The sequence below is a fragment of the Nostoc sp. genome (assembly GCF_036917395.1).
In the GTDB taxonomy this organism is placed as follows: Bacteria; Cyanobacteriota; Cyanobacteriia; order Cyanobacteriales; family Nostocaceae; genus Nostoc.
Genome location: NZ_JBALDI010000085.1, coordinates 16,844 through 43,808, shown reverse-complemented (window position 1 = coordinate 43,808; position 26,965 = coordinate 16,844). Strand labels below are relative to the sequence as shown.

The following is a 26,965-nucleotide window of genomic DNA, read 5'->3' as shown; positions in this document are numbered from 1 at the left end:
TTCACAGTTCTTCATTTTTAGATTTTAATTTTAGGATATAAAGAGTTTTATTAAGCAGTAATACTTACAAACTTGTTTATAATTCTTAACTTTCAACTTTTCAAGTAAAGTTTATTGTCTTTTAAAGTAAACAAACCCTATTGACTGCTAATCTTTTAATTAATGAAAGCAGGGTTTGAGGCTAATTATATGTGTCTCAACTGCTTAACAAAGCTTAAAAATTGGATAATTAGCGTTAATTTTATAGCAATTAATTAGTTATTCAGGAATCTCTAAGAGTTTATCTTCACCAAGTACACAATTTCCACAAACCGAACTCCGAAACCCGATGATGAATCATTACTCACTTCAATGGATTGAGGCATGGTGCCAAGAAAATGGCTGGACAGATTTATTTGTCGAGCGACGTAACAACTTCTGGGCTTTCCCTCCGGGTGGGGTAATGCCAGAACCAATCCCAGTTCATGTTCTCAGATTAATTAAAGCCGAAAAAGGACTGACTTTTGAAGAACGATTGTGGTCGATGTCCGCAGTAATTGGCACAATCCTAGCTGTTCTTTTTACCTTTTGGTTTCAGTCGCCGATGCCATTAGTTTTAGCTTTCGCCTTTAACGCCGTTACGGTGGCTCAATTTGAACTTGAAGATGCCTAAATTCTTATTTTGGGCTTTGCTATTAAAAACTGCTCTTGTCTACTTTCAGCAAAAGCAGTTTTTAATTTTAGGTAAACAGAGGAAATTATCACAGTTTCAGCTAAAGATTATTAGTTAATATTTATCGATTGACTAAGGCATTTCAGTACATACTTGACCAATGCAGCTTCTAAAATTCTGATTCTTTGTTAGCGCACAAATGCATAGCAGTAGCGTTAGCGAGTACGAGCATCACCCAAAGGGCTTGCTGTTAGGCATCGCAGCAGAAAACCCCATCAACAAGCATTAAAAAAATTTTGTTCGTTGGCTGCTCACGTAGTATTAGCATTTGACAAGCACATTAGTCACATTGCTGCGAAACTGCACCATCGCTTCACTCGCACCAAAATGTGTTGCAATCTGAGGTAACAGCATCTTTCGTTGTGTTGCCCATAATAAACCACGTTTGGGAATTTGAAGGCATCCCCCCAAATAAGTTGCTTCATCTTCGTTGTTTTGTTTACGTTTTGGTAGTCCGGTTACAGGATCAAAGCCAACAGGGTGATGATCCAGCAACACATGAGCTATTTCATGCATCAGATTTGATTCATACCGTGCAGGTGCATGACGGGGGTTGTATACAATCCAGAGGGGGCGATCGCTTATAATCGCTCCTGACTACCCATCGCTAGCAAGTAATACTGCTACTTGCTCTGCCTCTAAATTTGGAAGCTGATCGGGCGTAAAAAGTGTTGCCCCTAACTTGGCTGCTAGAGTGTCTGCGGGTAACGGCTCAAACGATCGCACTCGAAGTAAGCTTCGTTGTTCAGTAGCGATCGCTTCACAGCGTTGTCTTAATTCCGGCGATAGACTTTGGATTAATGACATATCTTTAGGGATCTTGCTTCAATTCGCCATCATTTTGAGACAGATCGCGGTACGCGGCTTTGACTAGGGATGCTAGAGCATTGGCGATCGCCGGATCAAGGTTTTTGTCAGCGCGGAGTTGAATAGCGATCGCTTCAGGTGTATCCAGTTGATTCTTATCTGTGGTTCCAAACAACTTTGCAAGTGGCACTTCTAGCAGTAGATATAAAGTACTAGTATCTAGCTAAACTTTCAACATCATCAGGCTGATGTGCTGGTTTGAGATACATTGCACATTCTCTGACAACATCATCTAAATTAGCGTTATTTTGTCTAGACCACTCTTTTATGCAAGCATAGCTAAGTTCTTCAATTTCATCAGCATTAACGAGGGCACGCTCAGTATTTTCCTCACGTTGAAGTAAATTAAGTAATTGATTACGCGATTTATTCTGCAAGCTTTTTGACTTAGGATCGTAAAAAGTCCATTTGTATTCATCCTTGTATTTAAATAAAACGTAAATCAAAATTGTTCGACCTGAATAAATTTTTGCACTAATAATATCGTCACGAATATTACGGGCGTAGTCGCGGTTCTTATACAGCTTAGATGCATGGTGATAAAATGCTGATACATTGTCATCGACTAAAGCCTCTAGATCAAGTACACCTGATTGAATTGTGACTTTTGATGTATTCTTGAAAAAATCAACTTCTTCTTTCTCATTTATAGATAGAACAGGAAGCTCCATAATTTCTTGAGATTGACTGTGGCGATTTGTCAGGTTACTGTAACGTTTTGCAATGCCTAAATCTCGTAAAGCATCACCTTCTAGCGGTGGAACAAAAGTGTAAAGCTCCACAGTACGCGGTTCAATCCAGGGTCTTAGAACACGACCTGCTCTTTGTGTAGGCTCAATTGCTGTCCAAGCTAAATCGTAATTGATAACTACAGGTGCATCTTGTAGGTTAATGCCAACACCATGAGCATCAGTTGAAATAAAAACTTCGTAAGTCTCTTCGTACTTTCCTTCGGCTCGGTTTGCAACTGGAGCAAACTTTTTAATTCCCTGAAAAATATCTCGATCACTCATAGGTACGTATTGATATTTTCCCTGCTTAATTGTACGCTTAATTGTGCCAAATACTCGCAGATGGGCAAGTAAGGCATTAATGGCTTTCACTAAATAAACCACTGTTGCACGACGCTCACAAAAAATGATAGCTTTTTTATTATTACAGTGAACTTCTTGAAGAATGTTACATAGATATGCAAGCTTATGATCATCAGTAAACTGCATTTGGTTTAATCGATTTAGGAGCGGCTCTAATATTTCACGGCGTTGAGATTGAGACATTTCAAACTCAAAATCATATGACAAGTTCCGCTTGCCTGGGGTGTTTATAACCTTTTTGATAATTTCACGAAGTGCCCACGGTGAACTGGCCCAGGCAACTTCTGCTTGCGTTTCTATAAACTTGCGTGACTCTGGAGGATCTGTAACGGTAAAGCAACCATCCCTAAAAACTTGAGAGATTTCGCTATCCATGAATAGATAGAAATTAACTCGATATAACTTGACAAGCGGAATATATCGCTTTTGCTGTCCAAACTCAATTAATACGCCATTCTCTAGCTTCTGTCCATACTGTTGTGCAACATAAGGTGTAGTTAATTGAGACACAACAGGCAAGTTAATAAATCCTTTTATACTATCTGTATGCCAATTGAAATTTTTCTTGTTTTGTTTATCCGAAAAAGTTTCAATTTCCGCAGTGTGAGGTAGAAGCAAAATCTGGTGATTGAGATTCCTAATATCTTTAGAATAAGGTGAACCAGTAAGAAGTAAGACTTTACAGCCACTTTCTTGAATTCGGGAAATCAATCTTTGGAATGAGCGCCTTCTAGGACCTTCTGCACTATCATGGCAATTTCGGAATAGATGGCATTCATCAATAATAATGAGCCATTGCTTATTTATTTTTTCTTCTATTTCGATAAAGTGTTCAAGATTACGATCATGGGTTGGATCTTCTTTATCTAAAGCTTGATAGCCGATATAGGTCTGAGGGATACCCGCATCCATAAATTCAGACTTCCATTGCCTTTTTACTAATTTGGGACAAATAATCATTACATGTATAATTTTATCTGCTCTAAAAAGTTTCAAGGCGAGGTGAGTAGCAACAACGGTCTTTCCAAGTCCTGTTGAAGCAACCAACATGACTCCGCTGTGATCGCTTATTTTCTGTAAAGCTTCAGCAATCATTGCTCTTTGATAATTCGTTGGCGGAGTATATCTGTTATCAATTTCTACATCCTCAAAAGCAAGTAAGGTTTTGAGGTAAATATCCCACGGAGAAGCAAGTTTCAACCAATCTTCAAGAGCTTTAAGTAGCCTCTGAGTTAAATCTATTGCTTCAGCAAAATATCCATCAAATTTCTTGATAAGTTTTACAATTTCTTTCTTCCGACTCAGTGGATTACCAGCTTCAACCTGTTGCATTAAGCCATGTTTAGTTAAATTGGCTGAGGTAATGATGACAACCTTACAGTCAACAAAGTAAAGTTTTGCATGATGTTTCCTAGCGCGTGCATCAACAATCCGAAATTGACCCGTCCGAATTTTATCAACTAAATCTGCTACAGCTTGACGGCGATTACCTGGTGATGATCCTGTTGCTAAATCTTTCTTGATTTCTTGGATTAGAAGGTGCTGTGCGTGTCTTTCGTCTTGTCTTTGAGTTCGTTCGTTAATTCCAACCAACAGATCAACATACTTTCCTTTTACAACATTCCGAATCTAATCCCAGCCGTTTACAGTAAAATAGCCAGATGCAATACGTATTTTTGATTGGCACTTTGGGAAGTAGTATTGGATTTGTTCATAGATTGTCTTGGAATCAAACCAGGATCTTGGCGGAGAATCAGTCATAACTCAGTGGTAATATGTTTGAACTATAAATAATAATACATCTGAACTAAATTTTGTCAAAAATGTAACTTTTCGCCGCTTATTGACAACTTTAGTAGTCAATGTGGTTATAATTTGCTGACTATCTCTGAAACCTTCTATTTTCAGATTTGCTAGTTTTCACGTTGGTAATGCCCACGCTGTTTTGATGCCAGAACAGTAAGCGAGAGAAGCGATCGCTCAAAGCCACTTCAAATTTCTTCCTCAATTCCACCAAAACAAAGAACCCATCCGCATTTATGGTATGTCCGAACGACGCAAAATGAGCTTGTTTCAGGAAATAGTGCGATCGCTCGTTGGTAGTAATGCTACAGGTCATTTAGCGGAAGAACTCAAGGAATTAAAACATCTTGGCGAAAATGATTGCATAACCACTGGTGCGATCGCGATCGTCTTCTCTTACTGGTAAACTCCCAATACGGTGTAAATATTGCATTCAAGCACCAGCAGATGTTAAAAATGCTTCCCTTCTTCATTCGTCCGGATTTTCAAAAAATGGAAGAAAGCTAAAATCGCTTTGCCGAGTGCCGCACTACTTACGATTCTCACCAGCATGGTCTATGGGTAATATTCATTCACCATATCCAATGCATTTAGGCAAAAAACTAATAAAAGATCACTTATGCATCCTTGGTGTGGAAGTCTGAATCAATGTTTCTCATAGCTCAGGAAAAAAGTACTCAGCAATCAGCACTTTTAACTCAGCTTTAATAACTTCAGGGTAAATTTAGCCTACATACTCAGTATTTTCAGTGTAAAAATTGTATTTAAATATATTTACTTTTATAAACTTGTAATGATCATTTCCTGAATGCTACCTTCTACAAGGTGACACAGGATTTGGAGTGTTTTTTTTAACCATGAAGGGTAGACATAAAGTAGCTTTTAGTTTGACATCGCTAATCAGTCTCAACTTAATATCTAGTTTAGTTGGATTTGATTCCGCGATCGCCACACCACCAAGAACCCCAGATAAAAGTGTCAATTGCGAGATTTTAGTTGTGGGTGGTGGACTATCTGGCGTCGCCACAGCTTACGAGGGGTTGCTAGCAGGACGAACGGTTTGCCTCACGGAAATTACTGACTGGCTAGGAGGACAAATTTCTGCTCAAGGGACATCTGCGTTAGACGAACGCCCAACCCAGCGAGCTCTCAAATTCTATTCTCGCGGCTACCTAGATTTGCGAAACCGGATTGAGCGCAAATACGGTAAACTTAACCCCGGTAACTGCTGGGTAAGTGAATCCTGCTTTATTCCCCGCGACGCTCACACTATTTTGACCCAGATGCTTAAAGATGCCGAAAAGCGGGGCAAAGGGAAGTTGCAATGGTTTCCCAACACGGTAATTAAGGATTTGGAAATCGCTGCTGATGGCAAAATAATTAATAGTGCGATCGCTATTCAACATCAACCAGCAAAAGGCGCACCACCTCTCAATACTTTTACTTTATCTCAAAGTATTGAAGATTCTTATAGCTACGAAAACTCATCTCGGTTTACCAAAACTATTCTCCGTTTTATCCCCAAGGCAGGTAACGGAGATGCTCCTAAGTGGTACGTCGTAGACACCAGCGAAACTGGAGAAATTATCGCCCTTGCTGATGTCCCCTACCGATTAGGCATTGATGCCCGTTCCTATCTGGAACCTTCTGCTTCCAGTACCAACAACGACCCATATTGCCCTCAAGGCTTTACCTACACCTTTGCAATGGAGGCAACCAAGGAACCGCAACCGCAGACGATGCCCCCATTTTATTCACAATATGCCCCATATTTCAGCTATGAATTAACGCGGCTGGCTAACTTTGATTTGGTTTTCACCTATCGGCGTATTTGGAGTCCAAACAAAGGGAAACCAGAAAAATTTGGCGGTATAAATTTTACTGCTCCTAGACCAGGGGATATCGCCATGCAAAACTGGACTTGGGGTAACGACTACCGCCCAGGAACTGCTGCTGATAACCTGATTTACAGTCGCCAACAGTTAGAAGCTACTGGGCAGTTAAAACCAGGGGGCTGGATGGGAGGACTGCGAACAGAAACCCTCCGCAAAGCTGAGGAAAATGCCCTATCTTTCTATTACTGGTTGGTAGCTGGGACTACAGATTCCCAACTGGGGGAGGGTGTGAAGCAGCAGCAACCTAATAACCGCTTTGTTTCGGGTTTAAATTCCCCAATGGGGACAGTGCATGGCTTATCGAAATATCCCTATATGCGAGAAGGACGGCGCATTATTGGCCGGCCCAGTTGGGGACAACCCGAAGGCTTTGGTATTTGGGAAATTGATATTTCTCGCCGAGATTACAGTGATCAGTATTACCCCAAGACTCTGCCAGCAGATATGTATCGTAGACTCCGAGCAGCACTTGCAGGTTTGGAAGCAGTATCAGTAATTGATGGTAAAGTCTCACCAGACAAAGCAATGCGGCGGACTCGTTCTACCGTCTTTCCCGATGCTGTGGGTATTGGTCACTACGCTATAGATTTCCATCCTTGCATGGTGAATAGTCCTCCGGAAGCGCCTGGTAATACAGAACATCCAGGTGAAAGACGTGGTGCTGGCCAAGCTTATCCCTTCCAAATTGCTCTGAGGGCAATGATTCCCCAGAAAATTGACAATTTGCTGGTAGGAGGCAAAAGTATTGCTACTAGTCATATTGCTGCTGCTGCCTATCGAGTCCATTCCTTTGAATGGTCATCTGGCGCAGCTGCGGGAACTGTTGCTAGTTTTGCCATCAAAAATGCGATCGCACCTTACCAACTAGTCGATGACTTACCCAAACAAGAGCCACAACTGGAAGCACTCAAACGGCTTTTGCAACAAAATGGCAACCCCACAGCCTTCCCAGATACATCTATTTTTAACGAAAACTGGGATAATTGGCGGTAAGGAATTGGACATTGGGCGTTGGGCATTGGGCATTGGGGACTGAATTCTTTTCAATACCCAATTCCTTACTCTAAACTCTAAACTCCTAACTCCCAACTCCCCAGTCCCCAGACAATGGACTAAACTAGTTATTTGTAGTTTAGTTTTGTAAAATTATCTTGACCAATTGTTTTATGGTTACGACACTTTCAGCAGATGTTTACGGGATGGCCACAGCACCAACTATAGCTCCTGAACGGTCTAATCAAGTTACCCGTAAGACTTATCCGAATTACAAAGTGATTGTATTAAATGATGATTTTAATACATTCCAACATGTGAGTGAATGTTTGATGAAATATATTCCCGGAATGAGTGGCGATCGCGCGTGGGATTTGACTAATCAGGTACACTATGAAGGTCAAGCGATCGTCTGGGTCGGTCCCCAAGAACCTGCGGAACTTTATCACCAGCAGCTGCGCCGAGCAGGTTTGACAATGGCACCTCTAGAAGCAGCTTAAATCATCATGGGCAAACCCACCGTAAATCCCCTCCAGACGGCTTCGCAAAAAGCTGGCAGACTAGTTTGGAATCACTCGACACACCTTTCTGGTCTTATCCCAATTTTAGAACGTCTTTGTCAGATGGATGGCATCCAAACTGTGACGCCGGGAGTGATTGGGCGGTCAAAAGGTCATTGCCCAAAAATGCAACTGCGGATCTCAGTACCAATTCGCGGCGGCTATAAAGTAATCGCACGGCAGGGGAAGACGGTACAAGAGGTGTTTATTTTGACTTCTTTGGCGCAGTCAGAATTGGAAACGGCATTAGCGATCGCGATGAAATCTTAATCATGTCATTTGTCATTTGTGCAAAGCTAATGACCAATGCCTAATCCCCAATAACTATTCCTCAACCCGGTGGACTGCAAATTTGTGTAGTGGCAGACTAACAATGCAAGAAAAAGTTAAGAAATATGACAGAGCCGTAGTTATTCTCAAAGTCATGAGTATAGATTCCCAGTCGGGTAAAACTATCTTCTCTATGCCAAAGGCTACACAGTAAACTAGCCAATAAGTAAAGCTCATTCTAAACAGAATCCGCTCTGTTTCTTCTATATCATTTTTTTGCTGCTTGCCGTCCCACAGTAATATCAGTCCAATAATGCAAGCTACAAAGGAAACAGCAACTACAAATTCGTGACAAAATATATTTAACGAATGCATTTGTGTTTATCCCCACATTTTTCAGTTGAAATTCAGTCTAAAGGAATATTCCTTGCAGAAATACAAATTATTTACAAACCTCAATAGAGTCATGCATCTGTAAATAAATGCAACAAAAATCGTTTTTTTGTAAATCTTATTTTTAATAAAAATTAAATATTTTTGTTAAGCAGGCGATCGCAGATTGAAGCAGGAAATATCAATTCTGCGGTTCAACAAGCGATGGCACTGCTAACAATTCCAGAGCTTCTAATCCGGTTCTAGTAGCCATTGACGCTGAGAATTGCATCTTATTTTAACTAAAGTAGGTCGGCAGGCTTCTGATTATAAAACAGCAGAAAAAGCCCTGAGTCGATTTATTGAAGAAATAAAACAAATTGTTGACAGTTTCTCATTGACAACAAACAAAACTGCGACATTGAGATTTACTATCTTCCAGAATGCTTGGTTTTATCGCTGTCCAATGTGAAGAAATATTTCGCCAACAGTGTCTTCTCTAGCACTACTCCTAATTAAGGGGATCGAAGCGTTGCAAGATGAGAGCTATCAGCACCACTGGGAAACCTACACCTATACAAATGAGTGCTTGGATAAACGTCAAAGGTGTTGTGTCAAACACTTGATTCATCATGCCCCACTGACTGAACAAACATTGTAAAATCACCACACCCACAATTCCGATCGCGGGAGCATAAGCGACTGATGTGCTTTTTCCTTGAATTCTCGCAAACACAGAGGGGAGAAACTGGGTGATACTTAGGAGGTAAAAAACTTCTGCTGCTACCAGTCCATTAATTGCCATCGTTCGAGCCAATGCTTCATTACCCGTAGTTTGCAGTACCCATTGGAACATCCCAAAAATCACCAGCCAATTAAAGACAGAAATCGCCACGATCCGCTGAACTAAACTACCTGATAAGAGCTTTTCATTGGGGTTACGTGGTGGTTGTTGCATCACCTGTCCAGATTTTGGCTCAAAAGCGAGGGGAGCAATCAACGCTACTGAACTGACCATGTTGAGCCAGAGAATTTGGATCGGCAATATCGGAAGAACAGTTGATAGGAGGATGCCAATCAAAATTGTCATGGATTCTCCAACGTTGATCGGTAGCATGAAAGCGATCGCCTTCCGCAAGTTTCGGTAAACGGCACGCCCTTCTTCCACAGCAGCTTCAATTGAGGCAAAATTGTCATCAGTCAGGAGCATATCAGCTGATTCTTTGGCAACGTCTGATCCTGCTATGCCCATCGCTACACCAATATCTGCTTGCTTGAGAGCTGGAGCATCGTTTACTCCATCTCCAGTCATCGCGACAATTTCACCCTTCGACTGCAAGGCTTTCACCAAACGCAACTTTTGTTCTGGAGCAACTCGCGCAAATACCATGCTTTGTTCAGCTGCTTGCGCTAGTTCCTGCTCATCCATCTGAGCTAATTGCCCTCCAGTGAATACCTGTTCTTGTGCCGAGCAAATTCCGATCTGGCGGGCGATCGCAAATGCTGTTAGTGCATGGTCACCAGTGATCATCTTCACCTTAATTCCTGCCTCTTGACAGGCACGGATGGCGGCGATCGCTTCTTGGCGCGGTGGATCAATCATCCCTTGGAGTCCCAGCAACACCAGCGAATCCTCAATATCAGTGTGATCCAAAGATTGTCGATTTGCTGCCACTTCTTTTCTGGCAAATGCAAGTACCCGTAACCCCTGCTCTGCCATGCGTTCAACTTCTTGTTCTACTGCGGCAGGATTGACAGGAGTAAGCTGTCCTTGGGGATCGAGCATTTGCTCTGCCCGCTTGAGAACCGCCTCTACAGAACCTTTGATATAAATAACATTCACCCCTGATTTTGCATCCAATTCATGCAAAGTTGCCATGTACTGATATTGCGATTCAAAGGGAATGGTGTCTATCCTGGGCATCTCCTGCTCAAGGATAGCTTGGGTTAACCCCGCTTTATCAGCGACTACAATCAATGCTCCCTCGGTTGGGGTTCCTACTACGCTCCACTGTCCGTCTCGCCATTCAATGTGAGAATCATTGCAGAGTAGTCCCGCTTCTAGGCATTCTCGGAGAGCAACATGTCTATCTGCATGGGGATCAACAGATTTTTGATCCATCAAAATTTCCCCGTCTGGAGCGTAACCAATCCCATTGACACTATATTTTTGCTTACCCGCATAAATCGCCTGAACCGTCATCTGATTCTCCGTCAACGTCCCAGTTTTGTCAGAACAGATAACAGTTGTACTTCCCAAAGCTTCAACAGCAGGTAGCTTGCGAATAATCGCGTGACGCCGTGCCATTCGGGAAACGCCGATTGCCAAAGTGACTGTGACGATCGCAGGTAATCCTTCTGGAATCGCGCTGACAACCAGAGCTACACTTGCTTTGAAAACATTAATCAAAGATCCGCCCTGTCCTAATCCGACTGCAAATGTCAGGGCTGCCAACCCTAAGATGACGTAAAGTAAGGTTTTACTGAACTTGTCGATTTTGCGCGTCAGCGGTGTTTTCAACCCGGTGCTGCCTTGAATTAACTGCGAAATTCGACCCGTTTCCGTGGCATCTGCGATCGCCACTACAATTCCTTCTCCTTGTCCAAAGGTGACGAAACTTCCTGTATATGCCATATTGCTTCGTTCGGCTAATGGTGTCTCGACATCCAATAATTGGGTTGCTTTCTCCACCGGAACGGATTCGCCTGTTAAGGCAGACTCGTCAACTTGCAATCCACGCACACTTAACAACCGTAGATCCGCAGGCACTTTATCCCCAGATGCCAGCAGTACCAAGTCACCCGGAACAAGCTCAGTCGAAGCTAGACGAGTTTTTTGACCATTGCGAATCACAGTTGCTTCGGTAGTGACAGCTTTGGATAGAGCAGCGATCGCCCCTTCTGCTTTCGATTCTTGAATGTAGCCAATTATGACATTAATCAATGTGACAGCAAAAATTACGCCTGCATCTATCCAATCTTGCAGCAGCAGCGTCACCACTCCCGCCGTTAGCAAAATATACAGCAGTGGTTGATTAAATTGCTCTAGAAATCGTAGCCAAGGACTTTTTCCATCTTTACCAGTCAGTTGATTTGCACCCATCTGTTGATGCCGCGTGGCAGCTTCTTCATCGGTCAAACCTGCTTCTGGATGGCTGGCTAACGTTTTTACAATCTGTTGTTCAGCGAGAGTATGCCATTCATAGTTGAGTAAATCTTTTGTTGTCTGGGGAAAAGAATTTTTTGCGATCGTATTTGTTGCCATCTCCGTCTCCAAATTAAAGTAACCGTTTTCTTGAAAGCGTTATTTATGAAAATCTTTTGCTAAGTTCATAAACATGCCACTCTCGCACACCCCAGTAACGGAGAATCGATTCTACTTGCCGGATTTCATCCACTGTTCCCTCTACCTTCACCAAAAATTCTTCTGGGGATGTGGATGGGTGATAAAGTCTAACTTGCCTTTCGGGAGCAAACCAACCTTGAAATGCACCATATACACTGCCAAAGATTGCACTTCCTCCACCCGCCAGCAGCGTCGCCAGCACAGATTCAACCGCTAACGCCGGCCCGAAACCGGGAATAACTAATACGCCAAGTCCAGCTGTGAGTGCCAAGAATCCTCCGGTTGTTCCTCCTGTAATTGCGCCTGCTTTGGCACCTTCGATCGGAGTTATGGGATGTTTATCTGCATTAGTATCCTCGTGCAACTTTTCGGGTTCAGAGTCTGTAGCGAACACAGAAATTTTCTGCATCGGAAAGTCAATTGCTCTGAGTTCATCAACTACCTGTGTTGCAGCCTCACGGGTAGAAATGATGCCGATACCATGTTTAACTAGACTAAAATTCATTTGAGCGCAACATCTCCTTTAAAAATAAGTAAGTTTAAAACTCAGCGTTAGCAATCTCGAAGTAGTAAGGAACTATAGTTTGCAATGTGAGCAAGAATCGTGGAGTTAGAACCATTGCCATAAACAAGAGCAATAAAATTTATCAGATTTACTATATAGTTCCCTCAGACCCTTGTATTCCAGGATTACTGATGAATGTGAACGAAAAGTGATTAAACCAATTTGCAATGACGTTTGTAAGCGTTGCGCTCACACAATTATGTTTTTTAACAGGGATTTTAAGATTCACATTCAATTCGTGTTGTCTATAGAGGCAGGGAAATTAAACCCCTAAACTTTGTTAAATTGTTGACTCTACTCAGATTTCACTTTTGAATCACATTTATCCCTCAAACTAAAAGACAAAGCATTTGAATGAGGTAGATTGTTTGAGGTGTATATGAGCTTTAAGAAGATTTTGGTAGCGGTATGTCCATGAAGATATACACTGAAATCGAAATTCAGGCATCCGATGAGCAGGTTTGGAACTTACTCACAGACTTTGCCAGTTTTCCACATTGGAATTTGTTTATTCGTCAAATTAGTGGCTCGCTGAGTGAGGGGGCAAAGCTTACCGTTCAGTTTCAACCTCCGGGTACAGATGGCATGACCTTTCGACCTACAGTGCTGACGGTAGAACCCAATCGCAAATTGCGCTGGTTAGGACATTTTTTAATCCCAGGGCTATTTGATGGTGAACACAGCTTTATCATTGAGCCGTTGGCAAGCGATGTCTACGACGGGCTACGCCCACGCGTTCGATTCATTCAGCAAGAATCTTTCCACGGCTTACTAGTGCCTCTGCTGGCTCGTCGATTAAATATCGACATTCGCCAAGGGTTTGAAGCCATGAACCAAACATTGAAAACCAAGGCAGAACGCATTGAAGATAAGAGGCAGGAGGTAAGAAAGTTTCTATAAGACTCCTATTTTATTTTTGAACAAAATTCCGTACACTTTAATCTTCTATAACGCTCTTGCCTTTTGCTGTTATGAGATAAAAAAGTTGGATAATAACTTTAAAAGCTTCACTATATAAGGAAAAGTAAAAATCGCTTTGTATCAGTTCAATTATTGTGAACGCTTTCGTGTTTAATAAAAGCAAGTTTACTAAGTTCCTATATTAAATTCGGGCAGTCGTTGATTGAATTCGGGCAGTTGTTTATTGAATTCGGGCAGTCGTTGATTGAATTCGGGCAGTCGTTGATTGAATTCGGGCAGTCGTTAATTGAATTCGGGCAGTCGTTGATTGAATTCGGGCAGTCGTTTATTGAATTTGGGCAGTCGTTGATTGAATTCGGGCAGTCGTTGATTGAATTCGGGCAACCACCTATAATTCAATACAGTTCAGTTAAGGCTAAAAACTAAAACTGATGTAGGTTGGGATGTTATTCCACAAATTCATAGCGTACTAACTTTCTAACATCCTGACGGGGTAGACCTAATTCTTGGGTAATTGTTGCTTCTATTTGGTTGAATTCTATTGTTGGCAGTTCTAATTCCAATCGCTTCAGGATGGGATCTGCTGTTTCTACTTCAACCTGGGTAATTTTCTTAGTTCGATTGACGGCGGCGTTAATGAGCAATACATTGACTGATATCCGTGCTTCGAGTTGGGTATCTGACTGAAGTTTATTTTGCGTAGAATTGGGTCGGCTTAACTCTTGGGCAGCTAGGAAACTACAGCCAAGCCAAAACGCAACCGCTACCAGTGGTAGAGGCAACCAAAACTCTAATCCCAGTCCTCGCAGCCAACTTTTGCTAATCCGCCACACACTATACTTGCCTCTGATTTTGCCAAGTTATACTTACAGCTATTTTTAGGTAAATATACCACGCGGTAGGGGCACAGCATTCCTGTGCCCTTACGACAGATGTGGTTCAAATACTTGAATTCTGTTGTAATCACACATTCATTCTGACTGATGAAAGAAGTTCACGTTGCTTCAATGCATTATTATTAATAAGCTCAATTGCACAAAGGTGATGAGAATCTTACTGGTCGAGGATGATCCGAAGCAATTAATGCCGCTGCAAACGGTTCTCTCACAGGCTGGACACAACGTTGATGGTGTCAAGGATGGTGAAACCGCTCAATGGCTTTTGGCTGAAAAAGAATATGACTTGTTGATTTTGGATTGGATGTTACCTCGGATTAGTGGGGTAAGTCTGTGTCAACAATATCGGGCTGCCGGAAAAACCGCTCCCGTCTTAATGATTACAGCCAAAGATACCACACCTGATAAAATAACTGGATTAGATGCAGGAGCAGATGATTACCTAGTCAAACCAATTGATATTATGGAGTTTATGGCACGGGTGCGGGCATTGGGGAGGCGATCGCCCCTCTGGCAAGGAGACACCCTCCGCTTGGCAGACCTCGAACTTCATCTCGACACGCTGATTTTGGAGCGACTTGGAGCAACTGTCTCCCTTTCTAGCCAGGAATTTCAGTTGCTAGAATACTTCATGCGTCATCCCCGCCAAATCCTCACTCGTAACCAGATTGAGCAAGCTGTATGGGAGTGGGGTACAGAGCCAGAGAGCAATGCAATCACCGTTCTAGTTCGTAAACTTCGCCAACGTTTGCAAATATTAGCAGCAGATGATTGGATTGAAACCGTCTATGGTATGGGCTATCGCCTCAACCCTCCAGAACCATCTTGAGATTTAACAATTCTGGCTTAGAGAATTCTTCTTTGTCTCGTTCCCAGTCTCTGACTGGGAATGCCTAATGAGAGGCTCCGCCTCAAAACTAGCGGCACCGCAATGAAAGAGCATTTCCAGCCTCTGGCTGGAAACGAGGTTTTAAAGGATGTTTTTGCTTAAGTTGACACCAATGGGCACTGCCGTGCCCCTACACCTGGCGATATAATGTTGTACCGCATCTGAATGGGAACCGCTATTAGAATTACGAATTAGCATAAGTTGTGTTTAACCGCAGTCGTCGTAACTTAGCTCGTTGGTTTACCCTTTCAATGGGGTGCATTCTCATTCTCTTTGCTGGGGTAATTTATCACCTTGAGGTTAAAGACAAGCTCAAAGCATTAGATCAACTGCTTTATAAAAGAGCAGAGTTAATGGCAGCCAGTTCGCAATATCGACTACACCAGGGACACAAACAAGTCGATCTGAGCAATATACCACTATTGGGTAGTGGTTCTCATCCCGCTGATATTGAACTAGTCTATGTTCGCTGGTATGACCCAAATGGTAAACTCAAGCGGTTTTTTGGTAGTCCACCTCCAGAACAGTTACAAACGGCATCTGGTTTTCTCACGATTCAGTCTGTTGACCCATTTACAGACAAACTGCTTTGGCTACGTCAAGTCACGCTGCCTGTTCAAGGAGGAAATTCCGTCATCGGTTATCTGCAAGTTGCTATCCCGCTAACAGAAACTCAAAACGATCTCAGACAATTTCAGTTAATATTGACGCTGGCTGTACCTGTAGCGCTGGGATTAATTGGACTTACAGGTTGGGTACTCGGTGGCATAGCCATGCAGCCTGTTCAACAAGCCTATAATCAATTGCAACGCTTTACATCAGATGCTTCTCATGAGTTGCGATCGCCCCTGTCTGCGATTTTAACCAATGCCCAAGTCGGGCTATTAATGGCGGCAGACCGTCCCCAGATTCATCCCTCACTAGAGAATATCATCGATAGCGCCAAGTTGATGAGTACCTTAGTTAATAACCTACTGCTGTTGGCTCGGCATCAAGGACAATTAACTCCAGAATCTCTCAAAAAGGTAAATCTGAATAGCTTGCTGGAGAATTTAGTTGTTCATTACACTACTGTTGCTGCAAAAGGGTCGCTCAAGTTGATCAGCCATTTACCAGAACAACAAATTGAGTTGTGGGCTGACCCCGATTTGCTACGCCAAGTAGTCGAAAACTTGCTCAACAACGCCTGCAAATATACTCCGTCTGGGGGAACAGTCTGGTTACGCTTAGAACCTCACTCAGATCGAGTCGTGATTCAGGTGATCGATACCGGAATTGGCATTCCAGAGGCAGATTTACCTCACATTTTCGATCGCTTCTACCGAGTTGATACAGAACGGGCAAGAGAAAACGGCGGATTTGGGTTAGGATTGGCGATCGCTCAACAAATTGTCCAGGCTCATGGCGGTCACATTTATGTAATGAGCAATGAAGGTAAAGGCTCGACGTTCCAGATAAAATTACCGCTTAGGAGCCATTCTTAAATCACCTTTTCACCGACGACTATAGTACTATCTCTAAAAGAGAATCTGCGATCGCTGACAAGATTCTCACATTGAATAGTAGTGGCGATCGCAGTGTCATGTCTGCCAGAATGCTGCACAAAATCGCTTCACATTCAGTTTTTTCAACACATGATCACTAACTACTAACCAAACAGTTATTGCTAAAATTCAAACGCTGGTTGTCAAAATTTGAACGTTTGCAGCTAATTCAAGATCATTGATAATAAATGTTTAAGCGTTTGGAGCAATTATATAAGTAATTGCTCCAAATACTTCATACTTTACAGCTAATGCAAGAGCATTAATAATAAATGTTTAAGCGTTTGCAGCAATTGTATAAGTAATTGCTCCAAATGCTTTATACTTTGCAGCTAATGCAAGAGCATTGATAATAAATGTTTAAGCGTTTGGAGCAATTGTATAAGTAATTGCTCCAAATACTTCATATAATACGAGATGGCGGGTGGTGCGCGGCGCAAGAACAATAGGCGACGCTTAACGGACAATTCAAAACTCACCAATCCTAAGCCAAGCGATTCTGCCCAGCTTTTATCTGCAAATGGATCTACGAATGGGGCATCTCCCATAAACGTAGGTTAAAGAAGGTCATCCAGCAACTAGCGCAGCACAGATCATGCTTCGCTAATTGCTGGATGAATTGCTGCGTGTTCAAGAGATTGCACTTGTTTGAAGACAATAGCTCAGAAATTTTAACAATTTTCTGCTGATGTTTCACAAGCGCCAATACTCACCCAGGTGCTAGAACCATCTTCCCAATGTTCTTTTTTCCAAATGGGTGCTTGGTGTTTAAGAGTATCAATAGCATACTGGCAAGCTTCAAACGCCTCACTCCGATGAGGACAACCCACCGCGACTAAAACGCTAATTTCTCCAACTTGCAAACGTCCGGTGCGATGATGAATCACTACCCGATTCACATCAGACGTAGATAAGCGAATATCAGCAGCAATTTGATAAAATATCCGCAATGCCATCGGTTCATAAGCTTGATACTCCAGAGCAATTACAGGTTTACCATCAGTTTGATTGCGAACCACGCCACTCATCATAACCACAGCACCGTTGGCTGGATCGTCAGACTTGGCATAGATTTCTTCAACAGACAATGGTGCAAAGCTAATGGCAAAACTATCTTCGGCTCTTGGTTTAACAGCAGAAGCAAGTGTAGTCGTCATAATTGCGTTGATACTATGTAGGCTTTTTCTATTGTCTCTGAACAAAACGCTACTGGTATATATTTAGTTGCTCTTGCTAATACTTTGCAAATAGATTAGACCACAAATCGTCAGGTAGGTATTACCCACAAAAGCCTATGTGATGGACATTTGAGATATTGGTAGCCATGCCCAACACTAGTTGCTTTACTTAATGAATTCCAAGCCTTTTTACCCAAAGCCTAGACAACACAAGAATTATTGAAAACCCTATATCCAATTATTAGTCAATAGTATAATCTGCATTATCTAGACGATCGCAGTCATATCTACCTTTAATCTCTTGATTGAAAAAGCTGCCAACTGAGTCAGAGGAATGTAAATCTTCCCAAGTATCCTCGTCTACGCCTAAGTACTGATAAACAGATCCACTTTGAAACTCAACTTGCAAAATATGTTCGTTGCGATCGTAGCCTACAGCCATAGCCATTGAAGAGACAACTGGTAGCATGACAATTGGTTCTTCTTCAAAGGGTAGTGCAGTCGTTTCAGTGATAACCTCGTTCAGTTCTTGCAATCCTTCATAAGCTTGTATCGGTGCCGGAATTTCTAAAAACTCCAGTTCGTCGCCTCGATCAAGCAACAACTGCAAGTATCCATCAGAGTGAGCGATCGCTACTAAACTGCTCAAGTCTACCTTAGATAGCTTCATTTATTTTGTGTTGTCCTGTTTGCGTAGTCGGGAGTGTTAAAGTTTTATGCAACACTTAAGTGCTTTTATAGTACAAATATACTATAAAAGCACTTTGCTGTCAAGTTTTTTCACTAAGCGATAATTTTAGGTGTGTACACGATAGCCGACTCAGAGAGGGAAAGATTTCAACTAAAGTTCAAATCAGGGAGAGGTTAATCAAACTCACGTGTATTAGTCTATTGGCTTGCGACCAAAGGTATAAAAAGTTGTGATATCGTTCCAAATGCCTTCTTGCGTCACTAATACTGCCAATTCTGCTTCAAATTCCGCCTCAAGTTTCTCCAACTGCCCAGATGAAAGTTGCTTCATGGGATGTGGAAATTGTCCAGGTGCTGGATGAGAACCTCCAGACCACATCTGCTTTGCCTGTTGTAGGCTAATATAACTACCGTCTTGCTCAGACTTAATTTCAATCGCCTCAAACCCTGCTGTTTTTAGTAGGTCATGGCACTTTTCAATAGTGCCTGTCGGTTTACTGAATGCAAGTGAAACGCCATACTTTTGAGCGACTTTTTGCATAGTTACCCCTCCCACAAAAGCGGTGTCTGCGAATGCATGAAAGCCAATTAGCCCACCAGGTTTGAGCAATTGATGCCAATGGCATAATGCCGCAGGAACATCAGCCATCCAAATCAGGGCTGAGGAACATAGGATAACATCAAAACTGTTGGCTGGAAAGTTCAGTTTCTCAGCATCCGCGAGTATGATCTCAATATTATTCAGCCCCAACGCCTCAATCTTGCGTTTTGCCTGTTCAAGCATCCCAGTTGAAATGTCCACTCCAACAACTCGACCTGCAAAACCGATAAGCTGTGCTGCTTCAATCGCCACCATCCCTGTTCCCGTTGCAATGTCTAAAACATGCTGTCCTTGGCTAATTTGTGCATGTTCAACCAGACGAGAAGCAATTCGAGGATGCCAATCGCCCTGATCATAAGTTTGACCTCTGCAACTGTATAAATCCGCAATTTGTTGCTTGTATTCATTTAGATCAAGTTGTTGATTCATAATTATCTTCCACACGGTGTTTTTTGCCTTATATTTACATAATGCTAGAAAACTAATTTAGTGTTCAAAGAGGTAAATAACATGTCACAACAGACCTTTATTCAAACTGACCTTGAGCGATCGCTAGATATTGAGCAGTTTCCTGGTGCTAAATTTTTCCCCCTAGCCGAGCCTGGATCGCAGGGTTCAATACACCTGCTGACAATGAAGGCGGGTACAATGATTCCTATTCATACTCATCCTTGTGATGAGTATGTTTATGTGATGAAAGGAGTTGTAGAAACTGGAGGAAAGACTTGTTCGGCTGGAATTTTTTGGTTCACGCCAGCCCATATCCAACAAGGGCCCCACATAGCTATCACCGATGTGGAAATACTCACGATTCGGCTTGGGCCAATGGGTGTGTTTGAGTCATCTGTCGCAGATTCGCTTTAGTTGTAAAAAGTGAGGCGTTGCTGATTTGATGTCTGAAAATTATTCTTATACCAATTCTGTATGAAGATACCTCTATAGACTTACATAAAATAACACTCTGTAGGGGCAGTATTGAGCAATGCAAAAGCGATCGCTCTATTTATTGTTGTGAATTGTGATCCACTGCCCAAAGCAGTAGCAACACCATTTTGGTTGTAAAACAATTTACCCTTTGCCAACAGCATCAAAAGATAAGTAATAATCGAGTAACATCCAGATTCAGGAGTTGCAGTATGACTCACAAGGCAAACGACACAGCCAACAAATACTTTAGTTCACGTGCTAACGAACTCAAAGAGAAAGCTTCTCGAAATCAAGTGATCACGGCTCCATTACCAGACCCGATTGCAAAAAATATTGAAGCGATTAGTTTACTTCATAGCCAGGAAGTTCGAGATATTCCCGCCCACCAGCGGATACTAGAAGCGATCGCGACATTCTTTGGGCGATCGACATTTATGTATAGTTTGCTAGTCATACTGGCTCTGTGGATTTTTGGCAGTTTTTTTGATGGCTTTTTGCCATTCAATCTGCCCCCGTTTAGCTGGTCAGGTCAAGGCTTAGACGCAGCTGCATTGGTGATTTCAACCGGAGTGCTGGTGCGACAAACTCGCCAAGAAAACTTTGCCGAACAGCGGGCGCAACTGATGCTACAACTTAACCTACTCTCCGAGCAAAAAATTGCCAAGATTATTGCTCTGTTAGAAGAACTCCGTAGCGATTTACCTAATGTGATCGATCGGCATGATTCGGAAGCTGAATTGATGCAGGAAGCTGCTGACCCGATCGCAGTATTAGAAGCACTCCAGAAAAACCTGGCTGAAGAGCTGTCATCAACAGAAGAAAACAATATGAGTTGATCACAGTTTTTAGTGGACTTTTTTTCTATTTAGAAACATCAAACAAAACTTAAAGTATAATTTTTGTGTAGAGAATAACAGTTCATCGTATATTTGACTAGAGGGATACAGATGGCTCAATTGAATGGTGTAATGATGCAGTACTTCCATTGGTATATCCCTCCAGATGGCAATCTTTGGAATGAGTTCAAAGAGAAAGCCCAAGAGTTAGCTGATGCAGGTGTTACATCTGTTTGGTTACCCCCAGCTTACAAAGGAACAGGGGGTGGCTTCGATGTCGGCTACGGGGTCTACGATATGTATGATCTAGGCGAGTTTGACCAGAAAGGCTCGGTTCGGACAAAGTACGGCACAAAAGACGAGTATATAGCTGCTATCAAGGCTGCAAAAGCTGCTGGCATTCGAGTGTATGCTGATGTTGTCCTCAACCACAAGTTAGGTGCAGACTTAGAAGAAGAGGTGGAAGCAACGCCCTATAGTCCAGACGATCGCAACCACGCGATCGGTGAAATGCAAAAGATTAAAGTGTGGACTCACTTTACCTTCCCAGGTCGCCAGGGCAAATACTCCGATATGGAATGGCACTGGTGGCACTTCGACGCAGTTGATTACAACGTTTATAACCAAGGTGAGAACGCAGTTTATCTGTTCAAAGATAAACACTTTGACGACAACGTTGACCTGGAGAAAGGCGCTTTCGACTATCTCATGGGATGCGATCTAGATATGGAGAGTCAAGAAGTTCGCGACGAGTTGAATCGCTGGGGTGAGTGGTTTGTAGAAACCACTGGTATAGATGGCTTTCGTTTTGATGCCGTTAAACACGTTAGAGCTGGCTTTTTCCCAGAATGGCTGATTCACTGTCGCCAAAAGGCAGGTCGCGATCTGTTTGCCGTTGGTGAATATTGGTCTTATGAAGTTGAAGCGCTCCACCATTTCCTTGACATCACCGATGGGAATGTGATGTTGTTTGATGCGCCATTGCACTATAACTTTAGCGCTGCCAGCACACAAGGCAGTGACTACGACATGCGGCAGATATTTGATAACACTTTGGTGCAACAACAACCTACTTTAGCCGTCACCTTAGTAGAGAATCATGATTCTCAACCCTTACAGTCGTTGGAGTCTGTAGTAGAAAGCTGGTTCAAACCGTTGGCTTATGCGTTGATCCTACTACGAAGTGAGGGTTATCCCTGTATCTTCTATGCGGATTACTATGGTGCTAATTACAAGGATAAAGCCCCAGATGGCAATGAGTATGAGATTTGGCTCGATAGTCATCAATGGATAATTGATAAATTTTTGCACGCTCGTCAAACCTATGCCTATGGCGACCAATACGATTACTTCGACCACGCTAATACAATCGGCTGGACACGCTTAGGAGATGAAGAACATCCCGGTGGTATGGCGGTTGTTCTGAGTAATGGGGAAGAGGGGACTAAGTGGATGGAAGTTGGGCAACCCAACAGCACTTACATTGACATCACTGAACATATAAGTGAACCCGTGACAACGAATGATGAGGGCTGGGCTGATTTTCGATGCAGTGCTGGTTCAGTTTCTGTGTGGGTTCCACAGTCGTAGTCGGGGTTTTAGCTTAATCCGTATTCATCCCACGCCTTACCCGCAAGGGGAGCGTGGGATAAATGGTACTGATTAAAACTTTACACGTTAATTGCGATCGCTATGTCCGCGTGCAAATGGTGCAGATGGATTAGCAAGAGCGATCGCAAAAATAACACTATCGAACTCTTAGATGCTTGTCGTCAGCGGGATACAAAAGCTGCTGTTCGGTGACTGAAACGACACATTGACACCGCCGGAAAACAGCTAATTGCATACTTGCAGCAAATTGCTCAGAAGCGCTGATTCTTGCTGAAATTAGATGATCTACCAGAACAGACTAAAGGGGAAATTTACACTATCCTGTTCAACGTGAATTCGACGAACCCGTCCCTGCTGGAACTTTATTTTAAGTCTCTCCCTTTGGGACTCACAGAGGAACGGATTTGCGTAGTAAAACCTCTTAGAGGTTTTTTGATTCAGTTCACGTTATTCAGATAAATAGGTAGAGTCATCTATGAACAAACTGCTCCAGCGGATTAAAGCATTACTCCAACGTATTCTCAAGAGGTTTTCATCCAATTCTGAGCAACCATCGTCCCTAATAAATTCTCGCCCATTAGACACATCTATCAAGAGTGTTTCTCCCCGATGGGAGTCTGGTTTGGTGCTTGTGTGTTCACAATGTGCAAACGAGCAGTCAGGCTCAACGGCTTCCGAAGAATTAGAGAATTGGTTAAAATCTCGTTTAAAGTTTGAGGGATTATGGGGTGAATTTCGGGTTGTTAGCACCAGTTGTTTAGGCGTTTGTCCCCGGATGGGTATTACTGTCGTTATTGTTAGTAATGGAAGTGCTGGTAATAGTCCATGCTTAATTGTAAATCCCCAGAGCGATCGCGAACTTCTTTACTCACGCATCAAACAGAATAAAGAATGATTTTACAGCTTTGCTAACGCTTAAAGGTTGTTTGAAAATTCATGTCTGAGCGATTACTACTTTAAGCAAGGTATATTTGGCTATAACCCAATTGTAACTTTTACGCCAACCGCAGATAAGGACACTTTTGTAAAAACCCAGATGCCTTGTTGTGGGCATTTTGGTTATGAGTATGTGCTGGCGTCGGTCGAATAATCCCACTAAACAGGTCATCCAACCCGTAGGGAGTGAAAAATTGCCATTGACCTTGTGCATCTAGTCGAACTCCCACAGCAGTAGCAGTGTGCAGCCAATCTGTGATGCCATCCTCTGTACTAGTGTAGGGTCTGCTACCAGAACGCCAACGAGCAAAACTAGCTTGATTTTTGACATCAAACTCGTCATCAGGAAATTGTTCTGTCAGAGTCGCCTTTGCTGCTAGTTCTTGGGAACGGTTTCCCTCTATATCAAAGAATGCGATATCAAAATCTTTAATACCTAACCCACAGCCATTGCCAAAAATTGAAGCCCAAACGGTGTTTCTGACTGCACCCCCGGCTAACCACCAGTTAGGTAGATTTAGTTGAGCGATCGCTCTTAATACTCTATCAATAGGTGTATCAGCTAAAATCATCTGTAGACGAGTGTTACTATTCATATCAAATTCCTGGGATTGTCAACTAGAAGGTGAAAATATTATCATTCACATCTCATTAAGCTTACGGTCTTGATAGACCTACTGTGACACTTAGCGGGTCAAGGTTTATTAGGAGAACTTCTGTAGTCATAGTATAAAGAGAACAGGGTTTTACGGAAGGTTAAATTGTGAATTTAGAATTTAAAATTTTTATTTATGGAAGATATATTTGCGCGGTTAGAACGCAATCTAATTGAGATGGTAGTTGGATTTTTGCGCCTGCTGTACTATTAAGTAGTCGATTTTACCTAAGTGGAGTTCAAGCGACATTGGAGAAGCTTATGAGTTGATTGTGTTTCCTACAACCAGCTTCAAGATTGAGATAGCTTTCGCTACAATCAAGCAATATCAACAGGACTTACGCAAAATCATGATAAAACGAACCGCATTCGCGCAGCGTCTCCAAGAGTTGGACGCATTCGCGCAGCGTCTCCAAGAGTTGGACACATAGACGCAGCAGCGGCTTCCCGCAGGGTAGGAATAAGAGTTTCAGAGAGTTCTTGCGTAAGTCCTGATCAATTGTAAGGAGATAAAACCTGTGAGTCTTCCATATACTGGAGGTTGTCAATGTGGGCAGATTCGTTACGAAATTCATGCCCAACCGTTAACCCTCTACCTATGCCACTGTAAGGAGTGTCAGAAACAATCCTCTAGTGCCTTTGGAATGTCTCTTACTGTTTCACGAGATGCTGTTGTGATTGTTCAGGGAACACCGAAAGCTTGGACTCGGAAAAATGATAGCGGACGTGAAGTAAATAACCTGTTCTGTGGCGACTGCGGAACGCGATTGTTCCATGAACGGACTTACAATTCAAATACTATCAACGTCAAAGCCGGAACGTTAGATGATACAAGTTGGTTACGCCCAGTGGGTAACATCTGGACACGGAGTGCCCAATCATGGGTGATGATTTCAGACCAATTGCTCAACTATGATGGACAACCAGAGGATGTGCGCCCTTTATGGGAAAAATGGACACAACAGCATCCATAAACGCACAATTCTCGACATCAGACATCATACCCCTGATAGTTAAGCTAACGCGCTCAGTTCGTAGTCTAACTGATGACTGTAACAAAGGAGAGAATAAGAAAATTCTATTGGTAAAGTGCTTTAATGAACATATTAAATTATTTAAAACAGTAATATTCAACTCGAATTATAAGTTCAGTTTGTATATCATTAGTTTTACATACTTGTCGGCAAATCATGTGAAAAAAACTAACATAGGATCAAGATTTTTATATAAAATCTTACTGGACATATTCAATTATGCGATTTAGTTAGAATCAGATTTTAAATATAATTTCAGTTCATTGTCGAAAGTTTTAACAGTTATTTCTAAACAAGGTTAATGAAAAACGATACACCACAAGAATTAAACCAAGATCCAGAAATTGGGCGCTTGATTGATGAGGTAATGTCTTCATCTCTGACTGATGAACAGTACCGCAAAAAGATGCAGCGGCGTAAGGAAGTGCAGGATCAGCGAATAGCACAAGCTGTACCAGAAAAAGGGTTAATTATTGTAAATACTGGTAACGGTAAGGGTAAAACTACTGCGGCTTTGGGGATGGTGTTACGATCGCTTGGTCACGGGTATAAAGTAGCGATCGTCCAATTTATCAAAGGAAGCTGGGAACCTTCTGAAAAAAGGGTTTTCAGCTATTGGGAAGACCAGTTAGAATTTCACGCAATGGGCGAAGGCTTTACCTGGGAAACTCAAGACCGCGATCGCGACCTCGATAAAGCTAGCGCCGCTTGGCAAAAATCATTAGAATATATTCGCAACCCAGACTTCCATTTGGTGTTGTTAGATGAAATTAATATTGCCCTCAAAATGGCTTATTTACCATTAGAGGACGTTTTAGCGGGTTTAGCAGAAAAACCAGCTAACAAGCACGTTATTCTCACAGGTAGAGGCGCACCAGCTGGTTTAATTGAGCGTGCTGACCTCGTAACCGAAATGACCCTAGTTAAGCACCCTTTCCGCGATCAAGGCGTTAAGGCGCAACCAGGAATTGAGTATTAAGTTGGAGATTATTTACACATTTGTAATGTGCGGCGATCGCTAGCTGTAATGGAATTTAACTGATAAAAGTCTTGCAGAGCCACCGAGTAAGGATAATTGCTGAACTCATCTTCACTGACTTGAGGCAGTCTACTGCTTGCAGCTACCTGATTCGACTGAGTAGAACTGGCTTGATTTGACGAACCATTAACCGTCATCGCCAACTCTCCTGACTGGTTGAGTGTACCCTGAAAACAATTAAACTCTGAGTCGGGCATATACAATGCACCAGTTACCTTGCCCTGCTGCTTTTGAAATATGATGTAACCTTGACCAAGCTGGTTTGGTTTTGGGGATTGACCATAGAGATAAATCCCATCTTTTACAGGAAAATTCGCTTTTGGTAAAACTTCTGCGCCTTTTGTGGCTTCCTGAGAACCTGGAACCAATGCTGTGGTTGTGGGGAAGGTTTTTCCGCTCTTATGTATAAAAAAATCTCTCTCTCCAGTAGCCCCTTTTAGCCGACTTCTCTGCTCTCTAACTATTCTTAGCTGCGACAATAGAGAGGTTTCGGAGCTTTTCTGAATCTGAGCCGATGATAATGGCGAATCTGTAATCGGTAGTACTTGAGTCTGCTTGCCTATAAAGCCCAAACCCAGAAGTAAGCCTAAGCCTGCGAGAGAAATTCCCCACTGACGGGGAGATAAGAACTGATAAAAGTTGTTAAGCACCCTACTTCTCCTGTTAAAAAACTAACTAAGTTCTCTATAACTTACTTAAATCATAACCAAGTTTTAATTGTCAAAGACTTT

General features: G+C 42.4%; 30 protein-coding genes. 15 read left to right on the top strand and 15 right to left on the bottom strand.

What is annotated here, in order from left to right:
• Positions 1-328: 328 nt before the first annotated feature.
• Positions 329-652, top strand: a complete 324-nt coding sequence (locus tag V7K46_RS30020; RefSeq protein WP_180277395.1) for a hypothetical protein — start codon at positions 329-331, stop codon at positions 650-652.
• Between the two features lie 321 nt (positions 653-973).
• Here the strand turns inward: V7K46_RS30020 and V7K46_RS30015 are convergent, their stop codons facing one another.
• From V7K46_RS30015 to V7K46_RS30000, 4 genes are read right to left on the bottom strand one after another with little or no spacing between them, the layout of a single operon-like run.
• Positions 974-1,276: an ImmA/IrrE family metallo-endopeptidase gene (locus V7K46_RS30015; protein ID WP_335120004.1), complete on the bottom strand. Its 303-nt coding sequence runs from the start codon at positions 1,274-1,276 to the stop codon at positions 974-976.
• 33 nt (positions 1,277-1,309) lie between these two features.
• Positions 1,310-1,519, bottom strand: a complete 210-nt coding sequence (locus V7K46_RS30010; RefSeq protein WP_335119784.1) for a hypothetical protein — start codon at positions 1,517-1,519, stop codon at positions 1,310-1,312.
• A 4-nt stretch (positions 1,520-1,523) separates the two neighbouring features.
• The gene (locus tag V7K46_RS30005; protein WP_335119781.1) at positions 1,524-1,709 is read right to left on the bottom strand and encodes a hypothetical protein; all 186 of its coding nucleotides are present in this window, start codon (positions 1,707-1,709) and stop codon (positions 1,524-1,526) included.
• Positions 1,710-1,731: 22 nt separating this feature from the next.
• A complete protein-coding gene (locus V7K46_RS30000; protein WP_335119779.1) occupies positions 1,732-4,266 on the bottom strand; it encodes a DEAD/DEAH box helicase family protein in 2,535 nt (844 codons plus the stop codon).
• A 451-nt stretch (positions 4,267-4,717) separates the two neighbouring features.
• Here V7K46_RS30000 and V7K46_RS29995 point away from each other — a divergent pair, with 451 nt between their 5' ends.
• From V7K46_RS29995 to V7K46_RS29980, 4 genes are all read left to right on the top strand, one after another.
• The gene (locus tag V7K46_RS29995) at positions 4,718-4,882 is read left to right on the top strand and encodes a hypothetical protein (protein ID WP_335119777.1); all 165 of its coding nucleotides are present in this window, start codon (positions 4,718-4,720) and stop codon (positions 4,880-4,882) included.
• Between the two features lie 451 nt (positions 4,883-5,333).
• The gene (locus tag V7K46_RS29990; protein WP_335119775.1) at positions 5,334-7,364 is read left to right on the top strand and encodes an FAD-dependent oxidoreductase; all 2,031 of its coding nucleotides are present in this window, start codon (positions 5,334-5,336) and stop codon (positions 7,362-7,364) included.
• A gap of 173 nt (positions 7,365-7,537) precedes the next feature.
• A complete protein-coding gene (gene clpS / locus V7K46_RS29985) occupies positions 7,538-7,864 on the top strand; it encodes an ATP-dependent Clp protease adapter ClpS (RefSeq protein ID WP_298907537.1) in 327 nt (108 codons plus the stop codon).
• A 6-nt stretch (positions 7,865-7,870) separates the two neighbouring features.
• The gene (locus V7K46_RS29980) at positions 7,871-8,194 is read left to right on the top strand and encodes a DUF2103 domain-containing protein (protein ID WP_335119773.1); all 324 of its coding nucleotides are present in this window, start codon (positions 7,871-7,873) and stop codon (positions 8,192-8,194) included.
• Between the two features lie 54 nt (positions 8,195-8,248).
• On the opposite strand, the gene V7K46_RS29975 is transcribed toward V7K46_RS29980, so the two are convergent.
• The 3 genes from V7K46_RS29975 to V7K46_RS29965 form a co-directional block, all read right to left on the bottom strand.
• On the bottom strand, positions 8,249-8,569 hold the full coding sequence (locus V7K46_RS29975) for a hypothetical protein (RefSeq protein WP_273761929.1): 321 nt from the start codon (positions 8,567-8,569) through the stop codon (positions 8,249-8,251).
• A 508-nt stretch (positions 8,570-9,077) separates the two neighbouring features.
• Positions 9,078-11,831 (bottom strand): cation-translocating P-type ATPase, encoded by a 2,754-nt coding sequence (locus tag V7K46_RS29970; RefSeq protein ID WP_335119770.1) that lies wholly within the window; start codon positions 11,829-11,831, stop codon positions 9,078-9,080.
• A gap of 43 nt (positions 11,832-11,874) precedes the next feature.
• Positions 11,875-12,417, bottom strand: coding sequence for a hypothetical protein (locus V7K46_RS29965; protein WP_335119767.1), 543 nt, complete (start codon positions 12,415-12,417; stop codon positions 11,875-11,877).
• Between the two features lie 474 nt (positions 12,418-12,891).
• Between V7K46_RS29965 and V7K46_RS29960 the strand changes: the two genes are divergently transcribed.
• Both V7K46_RS29960 and V7K46_RS29955 read left to right on the top strand, forming a co-directional pair.
• Complete coding sequence (locus V7K46_RS29960) at positions 12,892-13,377, top strand: SRPBCC domain-containing protein (protein WP_335119764.1); 486 nt, start codon at positions 12,892-12,894, stop codon at positions 13,375-13,377.
• Positions 13,378-13,596: 219 nt separating this feature from the next.
• Positions 13,597-13,824: a hypothetical protein gene (locus tag V7K46_RS29955; RefSeq protein WP_335119761.1), complete on the top strand. Its 228-nt coding sequence runs from the start codon at positions 13,597-13,599 to the stop codon at positions 13,822-13,824.
• 20 nt (positions 13,825-13,844) lie between these two features.
• Here the strand turns inward: V7K46_RS29955 and V7K46_RS29950 are convergent, their stop codons facing one another.
• Positions 13,845-14,231 carry a hypothetical protein gene (locus V7K46_RS29950; RefSeq protein WP_335119759.1) on the bottom strand — a complete coding sequence of 129 codons (387 nt, stop codon included), beginning with the start codon at positions 14,229-14,231 and terminating at the stop codon, positions 13,845-13,847.
• 211 nt (positions 14,232-14,442) lie between these two features.
• Between V7K46_RS29950 and rppA the strand changes: the two genes are divergently transcribed.
• Together rppA and V7K46_RS29940 are read left to right on the top strand one after the other, a co-directional pair.
• Complete coding sequence (gene rppA / locus V7K46_RS29945; protein WP_335119757.1) at positions 14,443-15,123, top strand: two-component system response regulator RppA; 681 nt, start codon at positions 14,443-14,445, stop codon at positions 15,121-15,123.
• 263 nt (positions 15,124-15,386) lie between these two features.
• Positions 15,387-16,667, top strand: a complete 1,281-nt coding sequence (locus V7K46_RS29940) for a sensor histidine kinase (RefSeq protein WP_335119754.1) — start codon at positions 15,387-15,389, stop codon at positions 16,665-16,667.
• Here the strand turns inward: V7K46_RS29940 and V7K46_RS29935 are convergent.
• The 4 genes from V7K46_RS29935 to V7K46_RS29920 form a co-directional block, all read right to left on the bottom strand.
• Positions 16,664-16,786 carry a hypothetical protein gene (locus V7K46_RS29935; RefSeq protein ID WP_335119752.1) on the bottom strand — a complete coding sequence of 41 codons (123 nt, stop codon included), beginning with the start codon at positions 16,784-16,786 and terminating at the stop codon, positions 16,664-16,666. The genes V7K46_RS29940 and V7K46_RS29935 overlap by 4 nt on opposite strands.
• A 612-nt stretch (positions 16,787-17,398) precedes the next feature.
• Positions 17,399-17,884 carry a molybdenum cofactor biosynthesis protein MoaE gene (locus V7K46_RS29930; protein ID WP_335119750.1) on the bottom strand — a complete coding sequence of 162 codons (486 nt, stop codon included), beginning with the start codon at positions 17,882-17,884 and terminating at the stop codon, positions 17,399-17,401.
• Between the two features lie 262 nt (positions 17,885-18,146).
• Positions 18,147-18,575 (bottom strand): KTSC domain-containing protein, encoded by a 429-nt coding sequence (locus tag V7K46_RS29925; protein WP_334956896.1) that lies wholly within the window; start codon positions 18,573-18,575, stop codon positions 18,147-18,149.
• Positions 18,576-18,788: 213 nt separating this feature from the next.
• The gene (locus tag V7K46_RS29920; RefSeq protein WP_335119748.1) at positions 18,789-19,625 is read right to left on the bottom strand and encodes a class I SAM-dependent methyltransferase; all 837 of its coding nucleotides are present in this window, start codon (positions 19,623-19,625) and stop codon (positions 18,789-18,791) included.
• 81 nt (positions 19,626-19,706) lie between these two features.
• On the opposite strand from V7K46_RS29920, the gene V7K46_RS29915 reads away from it, so the two are divergent.
• Entirely contained in the window at positions 19,707-20,060 is a 354-nt protein-coding gene (locus tag V7K46_RS29915; protein ID WP_335119746.1) for a cupin domain-containing protein, read from the top strand.
• A gap of 80 nt (positions 20,061-20,140) precedes the next feature.
• On the opposite strand, the gene V7K46_RS29910 is transcribed toward V7K46_RS29915, so the two are convergent.
• A complete protein-coding gene (locus tag V7K46_RS29910) occupies positions 20,141-20,341 on the bottom strand; it encodes a hypothetical protein (RefSeq protein ID WP_335119744.1) in 201 nt (66 codons plus the stop codon).
• On the opposite strand from V7K46_RS29910, the gene V7K46_RS29905 reads away from it, so the two are divergent.
• The 3 genes from V7K46_RS29905 to V7K46_RS29895 all read left to right on the top strand — a co-directional run bounded on the left by V7K46_RS29905 (position 20,333) and on the right by V7K46_RS29895 (position 23,465).
• Positions 20,333-20,959: a DUF1003 domain-containing protein gene (locus V7K46_RS29905; protein WP_335119742.1), complete on the top strand. Its 627-nt coding sequence runs from the start codon at positions 20,333-20,335 to the stop codon at positions 20,957-20,959. The two genes, V7K46_RS29910 and V7K46_RS29905, sit on opposite strands and share 9 nt — an antisense overlap.
• Positions 20,960-21,070: 111 nt before the next feature.
• A complete protein-coding gene (locus tag V7K46_RS29900; protein WP_335119740.1) occupies positions 21,071-22,549 on the top strand; it encodes an alpha-amylase in 1,479 nt (492 codons plus the stop codon).
• 496 nt (positions 22,550-23,045) lie between these two features.
• Positions 23,046-23,465: a (2Fe-2S) ferredoxin domain-containing protein gene (locus V7K46_RS29895; protein WP_335119738.1), complete on the top strand. Its 420-nt coding sequence runs from the start codon at positions 23,046-23,048 to the stop codon at positions 23,463-23,465.
• Positions 23,466-23,565: 100 nt separating this feature from the next.
• Here the strand turns inward: V7K46_RS29895 and V7K46_RS29890 are convergent, their stop codons facing one another.
• Entirely contained in the window at positions 23,566-24,102 is a 537-nt protein-coding gene (locus tag V7K46_RS29890; RefSeq protein WP_335119736.1) for a nucleotidyltransferase family protein, read from the bottom strand.
• A gap of 577 nt (positions 24,103-24,679) precedes the next feature.
• Here V7K46_RS29890 and V7K46_RS29885 point away from each other — a divergent pair.
• Together V7K46_RS29885 and cobO are read left to right on the top strand one after the other, a co-directional pair.
• Complete coding sequence (locus V7K46_RS29885; protein WP_335119734.1) at positions 24,680-25,135, top strand: GFA family protein; 456 nt, start codon at positions 24,680-24,682, stop codon at positions 25,133-25,135.
• Positions 25,136-25,496: 361 nt separating this feature from the next.
• The gene (gene cobO, locus V7K46_RS29880; protein WP_335119732.1) at positions 25,497-26,174 is read left to right on the top strand and encodes a cob(I)yrinic acid a,c-diamide adenosyltransferase; all 678 of its coding nucleotides are present in this window, start codon (positions 25,497-25,499) and stop codon (positions 26,172-26,174) included.
• 8 nt (positions 26,175-26,182) lie between these two features.
• Here the strand turns inward: cobO and V7K46_RS29875 are convergent, their stop codons facing one another.
• The gene (locus tag V7K46_RS29875; protein ID WP_335119730.1) at positions 26,183-26,884 is read right to left on the bottom strand and encodes a hypothetical protein; all 702 of its coding nucleotides are present in this window, start codon (positions 26,882-26,884) and stop codon (positions 26,183-26,185) included.
• Positions 26,885-26,965: the final 81 nt, after the last annotated feature.

Excerpts from the sequence above, each read along its gene's own strand:
- V7K46_RS30020 (WP_180277395.1), top strand. The coding sequence starts at position 329 with ATGATGAATCATTACTCACTTCAATGGATTGAGGCATGGTGCCAAGAA.
- V7K46_RS30010 (WP_335119784.1), bottom strand. The coding sequence starts at position 1,519 with ATGTCATTAATCCAAAGTCTATCGCCGGAATTAAGACAACGCTGTGAA.
- V7K46_RS29995 (WP_335119777.1), top strand. The coding sequence starts at position 4,718 with ATGTCCGAACGACGCAAAATGAGCTTGTTTCAGGAAATAGTGCGATCG.
- V7K46_RS29990 (WP_335119775.1), top strand. The coding sequence starts at position 5,334 with ATGAAGGGTAGACATAAAGTAGCTTTTAGTTTGACATCGCTAATCAGT.
- clpS (WP_298907537.1), top strand. The coding sequence starts at position 7,538 with ATGGTTACGACACTTTCAGCAGATGTTTACGGGATGGCCACAGCACCA.
- V7K46_RS29980 (WP_335119773.1), top strand. The coding sequence starts at position 7,871 with ATGGGCAAACCCACCGTAAATCCCCTCCAGACGGCTTCGCAAAAAGCT.
- V7K46_RS29975 (WP_273761929.1), bottom strand. The coding sequence starts at position 8,569 with ATGCATTCGTTAAATATATTTTGTCACGAATTTGTAGTTGCTGTTTCC.
- V7K46_RS29970 (WP_335119770.1), bottom strand. The coding sequence starts at position 11,831 with ATGGCAACAAATACGATCGCAAAAAATTCTTTTCCCCAGACAACAAAA.
- V7K46_RS29965 (WP_335119767.1), bottom strand. The coding sequence starts at position 12,417 with ATGAATTTTAGTCTAGTTAAACATGGTATCGGCATCATTTCTACCCGT.
- V7K46_RS29960 (WP_335119764.1), top strand. The coding sequence starts at position 12,892 with ATGAAGATATACACTGAAATCGAAATTCAGGCATCCGATGAGCAGGTT.
- rppA (WP_335119757.1), top strand. The coding sequence starts at position 14,443 with ATGAGAATCTTACTGGTCGAGGATGATCCGAAGCAATTAATGCCGCTG.
- V7K46_RS29930 (WP_335119750.1), bottom strand. The coding sequence starts at position 17,884 with ATGACGACTACACTTGCTTCTGCTGTTAAACCAAGAGCCGAAGATAGT.
- V7K46_RS29925 (WP_334956896.1), bottom strand. The coding sequence starts at position 18,575 with ATGAAGCTATCTAAGGTAGACTTGAGCAGTTTAGTAGCGATCGCTCAC.
- V7K46_RS29920 (WP_335119748.1), bottom strand. The coding sequence starts at position 19,625 with ATGAATCAACAACTTGATCTAAATGAATACAAGCAACAAATTGCGGAT.
- V7K46_RS29915 (WP_335119746.1), top strand. The coding sequence starts at position 19,707 with ATGTCACAACAGACCTTTATTCAAACTGACCTTGAGCGATCGCTAGAT.
- V7K46_RS29905 (WP_335119742.1), top strand. The coding sequence starts at position 20,333 with ATGACTCACAAGGCAAACGACACAGCCAACAAATACTTTAGTTCACGT.
- V7K46_RS29900 (WP_335119740.1), top strand. The coding sequence starts at position 21,071 with ATGGCTCAATTGAATGGTGTAATGATGCAGTACTTCCATTGGTATATC.
- V7K46_RS29895 (WP_335119738.1), top strand. The coding sequence starts at position 23,046 with ATGAACAAACTGCTCCAGCGGATTAAAGCATTACTCCAACGTATTCTC.
- V7K46_RS29890 (WP_335119736.1), bottom strand. The coding sequence starts at position 24,102 with ATGAATAGTAACACTCGTCTACAGATGATTTTAGCTGATACACCTATT.
- cobO (WP_335119732.1), top strand. The coding sequence starts at position 25,497 with ATGAAAAACGATACACCACAAGAATTAAACCAAGATCCAGAAATTGGG.